Below are 5,149 nucleotides of genomic sequence, written 5' to 3' on the forward strand. Positions count from 1 at the left end.
GTATAACGTCTTAAAGTAAGTGATTGGTATCTTAAAGTAAATTATTACATCATATTTTATTTTGATTGATATCGAATAAAATAATTCACTCAGAAAGAAGGAATTTATGAGTTTTTCACAAACCGAATTAGTCAACGCAATGCGTTTGCTTTCTACCCGTCTGCCGCAGTTTCCAGAGCAGCAAAACCAAGTATCCCGCATGTTGCGCATTGTAACCGAACGTTTGAGCAGCCATTTGAACGAAAACCTGAAAGCGTTCGGCATCAATGAAAACCTGTGGTTTTCCCTGATGGCGGTTTACGTCAGCCCAAACAGCGAAATCCTGCCTTCGCGCTTGAGCGACCTGATGGACTTGACGCGCACCAGTGCGACACGCCTGTCGGACGATATGGTTGGGCGCGGCTGGGTAGAGCGTTATATCAATCAAAAAGACCGCCGTCAGATTGTGCTAAAATTGACCCCTTCAGGTGAGACCTTCATCCACGAAGTATGGCCGCAAATTGCCCGTCAGAGCGGCCAGGCGTGGGAAGATTTCACGAAAGAGGATTATGATACGCTGCAACACCTATTAGGTAAACTGTTGAACCGTTTGGGCAATTGACAACAGACGGCCTGATGGTCTGCGGCAGGCACACATAAACGGAGTCTGTATGAAATTAGGTTTGGTCAAATCAAGCGTATGCGTTGCCGCTGTTTCGCTGTTGGCGGCATGTGCGCCGTTCGGTAAACAGTCGCCTTTGGATGAGACAACAGCCTATCCGCTGCCGCAAGGCCAATCTGCCGCTACTGCCCAAGACGGCTGGTGGATGAAGCTGAAAGATAAAAAATTAAACAATTTGATTGCTTCCGCCATTCAGACGTCTACCAATCTGCGTGTCGTCAAGGCAAGGTTTGAGCAGGCTCAGGCGCAGCTGGGAGTTGTAGGAGCCGCAAACAAACCGCAACTCGGCTTGGGTGTAACCGGTATTGGTACCTATGTTTCACCCAAACCTCAGGCGGGTATGGTCGATACCGACCATACATTGGTTTTGGCGCACGCAGCTTTACAAGGCAGCTTGGTTTTCGACTTTTGGGGTAAAAACCGAGAGCAGATTCAAGCTGTTTTAGGAAAAAGCAGGGCTGCGGTGTATGAAGCGCATCATATCCGCACCGAGTTGGCTCACGCCGTTACCGCCCAATATTTTGCGTGGCAGATGGCAACAGAACAACTGGCTTTACTGGATACGCGCATAGAGCTGGCGGATAAGGCATTGAAACTGATGCAACAACGCGTTAAAGCGCAGCTGGCTCCTGCCGATGCCTTGCACTCTCTGGAAATGGCGCAACAACAATTACAGCTTGAAAAATCGGCATGGACTCAGAAAAATGAGAAAATCCGTAACAGTCTGGCTGTATTGACCGGCCGTGTACCGGGTGCATTGAATGGACAGGTTCCGGAAAAAATGGCGACTGTGCCGTCATTGCCGGTTAGCCGTATCGAAGCGGATTTGCTGGCGGCCCGCCCCGATATCGCGGCGCAAAAAGCTTTGCTTGAAGAGAAATGGCATATCGTTAAATCGACCGAAGCAGAGTTTTACCCAAATATCGAGTTGAAAGTTTTGGCAGGTATGACGCACATTGATGCGTTCAATCTGATTCGTGGACGAACTTCCGGTATGTTGGGCATCGTTCCGGCTTTGAATCTGCCATTATTTACTTCCGGGGCGCTGCAATCGAAATTGGCGGGCAAACGTGCCCAATATAACGAGCAGGTTGCCGTGTATGACCAAACCGTTTTGAACGCCATGCGTTCGGCGGCAGATGCCGTAGTCGACTATCAAAGCCTGAAAAGCCGACAAGATACTTGGAATAAGATGGTCAATATCGCGGATAAATCTGTACAAAATGCGAAAGGACGTGTTCGTGCAGGCTTGGATAACGGCTTGACCGCTTTGCAAAAACAAGACGAAGCTGCGCGTACAAAAATGTCGGCGGTTCAATACCATGCAGAATATCTGACAGCTTGGAGTAACCTCAATGCCCAGTTGGGCGGAGGCTTTAAATTAAATCAGAAATAGACGTTTTATTAAAACGCAGGCCGTCTGAAAGTGATTTCAGACGGCCTTTTGCTTACCTTATTTACATTTGCTACCGGAAGAAATTATTGTAATGAATAGAGTGTAACTATAGAATATGACCCTTTAGAGCGTTAAACGCGGATATTGGGGACTGATGGTATAAGTCAGCTGCCCAGTAAGACAATAATATCGTTATCACATGTGCAGAATTAAAGTTAGGACTTATGGATACTCAATCAGAAAAAAATAATGTCCAAAATGAAAAAGAAGTAGCCGCTTCCGGCGTTAAAACGCATCGCAAACGCAATTTGGTCATCGTTACACTTCTATTCCTTATTACGGCAGCCGGATTCGCTTTGGCGTATTTCCTGTTTTGGCAGCATGAAGAAGAAACGGAAGATGCTTATGTGGCCGGTCATTTGGTGATGATTACGCCGCAGGTGAACGGCACGGTTCGCAAAGTCATGTATGACGATACGGATGTCGTGAAAAAAGGCGATGTGTTGGTGGCTTTGGACGACAGCGATTTTCAGCTGGCATACGATCGTGCGCAAAATGAATTGATTCAGGCCATTCGTCAAAACAAGCAGCAAGCTGCGGTCAATTCTAAAGCCAAAGCGCAAGTGTTGTTGCGCAAAGCCGATTTGGCCCGTGTACAAGCCGATTTGCGCCGCCGTGAATCTTTGGCAGGTACGGAAGCGGTTTCCGGTGAAGAACTCAGCCATGCCCGTGCCGCTGTGGTTCAGGCTCAGGCTGCAGTGAAAGCGGTTGAGGCGGAAGAAGTTTCTGCTCAGGCAGCGTTGGGCAACAATATTCCTCTGCGCCAACAACCGGCAGTTCAGACGGCCATCAGCCACATTAAAGACGCTTGGCTGAATTTGCAACGTACGCAAATCCGTTCGCCGATCAGCGGCCAAATTGCCAAACGCAATGTCCAAGTCGGCCAGCGTATCGTACAAGGTACGCCGATGATGGCCGTTGTGCCTCTGTCTGAATTGTGGGTGGATGCCAACTTTAAAGAATCGCAACTGCGCAAAATGAAAATCGGCCAGCCTGTTGAAATGACAGCCGATTTGTACGGCAGTAAAGTGGTTTACCATGGCAAGGTAATGGGCTTATCGGCAGGTACGGGCAGTGCGTTCTCATTACTGCCGGCGCAAAACGCAACGGGCAACTGGATTAAAGTTGTGCAACGTGTGCCGGTGCGTATCAGTTTGGATGCCAAAGAATTGCAACAAAATCCGCTCCGTGTCGGTTTGTCGATGACTGTTAAAGTCAATATTGCCGAGAAGGGCAGCAGTAAAGCCATGACTGCCGAAGCGGAACGAAATACTACTACATTGCCGGAAACGGAAAGTGTGGATTGGAAAGCCGCCGATGCTTTAGTCGATAAAATCTTCGAGCAATACGCAAAATAATCTTTTCAGACGGCCTGAGTCTTTTATTGAAGGCTCAGGCCGTCTGAAATATTGATTCTCTTCAATCGACCGCTTTGGCGGTTGTCTTATAGTTTACAAATATGAATTATCCGCCGTTACAAGGGTTTAAGCTGGTGTTGGCAACTTTGGCGCTCAGCTTGGCCGTATTTATGGAAGTCTTGGACAGTACCATCGCCAACGTCGCCGTGCCTGTTATTGCAGGGGATTTGGGTGCGGCTACTACGCAGGGAACTTGGGTGATTACCTCATTTGCCGTAGCCAATGCCATTTCCGTCCCCCTGACGGGTTTTTTGGCTAAGCGGTTTGGCGAGGTCAAAATCTTTATCGCCGCTGTGATCGGGTTTGTCGTAACGTCATGGTTGTGTGGCATTGCACATAATCTTCAAGCCTTGGTTTTTTTCCGTGTATTGCAAGGCTTCATCGCCGGGCCACTGATTCCCTTGTCCCAAAGCCTGTTGATGGCTTCCTATCCGCCTGAAAAACGAACATTGGCACTGGCCTTATGGGCGATGACCGTCGTTGTTGCCCCTGTATTGGGGCCGATTTTGGGCGGTTGGATTTCGGACAACTGGCATTGGGGATGGATTTTCTTTATCAATATCCCGATCGGGATTTTGTCTGCAACTATTTCTTGGAAACAGCTTAGACATAGGGAAACTGAAATCGTCAGGGCGCCAATCGATTATGTCGGGTTAGTGTTGATGATCGTCGGTATCGGCGCATTACAAATGATGCTGGATAGGGGCAAGGAATTGGACTGGTTTGCCTCGGGAGAGATTATCGTTTTGGGCGTTACCGCTTTGGTGTTCCTGACATATTTTATTGTTTGGGAGCTGGGCGAGAAATACCCGATTGTCGATTTGTCATTGTTTAAAAATAGAAACTTCACGATAGGCGTCGTTGCTACATCGTTGGGCTTTATGGTCTATATGGGCACATTGACCCTGCTGCCTTTAGTGCTGCAATCAAATCTTGGCTATACCGCTACTTGGGCAGGCTTGGCTGCTGCACCGGTGGGTTTCCTGCCGATTATTTTGTCACCGATTATCGGTAAGTTCGGCAATCGCGTCGATATGCGCCTGTTTGTCAGTGCCAGCTTCTTGGTTTTTGCTTACACATTCCATTGGCGCACCGATTTCTATGCTGGTATGGATATGAGCAACGTCGTTTGGCCACAGTTTTGGCAGGGTTTAGGCGTAGCCATGTTCTTCCTGCCTTTGACGAGCATTACCTTGTCGCATATGAAAGGCAATCAAATTGCCTCGGCCAGTAGCTTGTCTAACTTCTTGCGTGTCTTTATGGGTGGTGTCGGAGTATCTGTTGTCAGCACCATGTGGGAACGACGCGAAGCTCTACACCATACTCAACTGACCGAACATGTTAACTTATTGTCCTCAATCAGTAACCAATCTATTCAAGGCATGATGGCCAATGGCCTGAGCAAGGAACAGGCTTTGGAGGCGATAAATAGTACCATTTCCCAGCAAGGCTTTATTATTGGCTCAAATGAAATATTCTTGGCAGGCAGTATCATATTCATCAGTATGATTCCCATTATTTGGCTGGCAAGACCTCCGTTTAACGGTTCCGGCGGAGGAGGGCATTAGATAAAAGGCCGTCTGAATTTCAGACGGCCTTTTATCTATATATTAT

4 protein-coding genes are annotated in these 5,149 nt (G+C 48.0%); all 4 read left to right on the forward strand.

Features of this window, described 5'->3' with window-relative positions; all coding sequences use genetic code 11:
• Positions 1-106 precede the first annotated feature (106 nt).
• The 4 genes from ACTHUT_RS13690 to ACTHUT_RS13705 all read left to right on the forward strand — a co-directional run bounded on the left by ACTHUT_RS13690 (position 107) and on the right by ACTHUT_RS13705 (position 5,103).
• Positions 107-601, forward strand: coding sequence for a MarR family transcriptional regulator (locus ACTHUT_RS13690; protein WP_070630393.1), 495 nt, complete (start codon positions 107-109; stop codon positions 599-601).
• A 49-nt stretch (positions 602-650) separates the two neighbouring features.
• Positions 651-2,057 carry an efflux transporter outer membrane subunit gene (locus ACTHUT_RS13695; RefSeq protein WP_250601215.1) on the forward strand — a complete coding sequence of 469 codons (1,407 nt, stop codon included), beginning with the start codon at positions 651-653 and terminating at the stop codon, positions 2,055-2,057.
• 224 nt (positions 2,058-2,281) lie between these two features.
• The gene (locus ACTHUT_RS13700; RefSeq protein WP_250601213.1) at positions 2,282-3,475 is read left to right on the forward strand and encodes an HlyD family secretion protein; all 1,194 of its coding nucleotides are present in this window, start codon (positions 2,282-2,284) and stop codon (positions 3,473-3,475) included.
• Positions 3,476-3,576: 101 nt separating this feature from the next.
• A complete protein-coding gene (locus tag ACTHUT_RS13705) occupies positions 3,577-5,103 on the forward strand; it encodes a DHA2 family efflux MFS transporter permease subunit (protein WP_440418900.1) in 1,527 nt (508 codons plus the stop codon).
• The last annotated feature ends 46 nt before the right edge of the window (positions 5,104-5,149 follow it).

Source organism: Neisseria sp. P0022.S010 (assembly GCF_051956635.1).

Bases quoted from the DNA above. Each gene is read 5' to 3' on its own strand.
- ACTHUT_RS13690 (WP_070630393.1), top strand. From the start codon at position 107: ATGAGTTTTTCACAAACCGAATTAGTCAACGCAATGCGTTTGCTTTCT.
- ACTHUT_RS13695 (WP_250601215.1), top strand. From the start codon at position 651: ATGAAATTAGGTTTGGTCAAATCAAGCGTATGCGTTGCCGCTGTTTCG.
- ACTHUT_RS13700 (WP_250601213.1), top strand. From the start codon at position 2,282: ATGGATACTCAATCAGAAAAAAATAATGTCCAAAATGAAAAAGAAGTA.
- ACTHUT_RS13705 (WP_440418900.1), top strand. From the start codon at position 3,577: ATGAATTATCCGCCGTTACAAGGGTTTAAGCTGGTGTTGGCAACTTTG.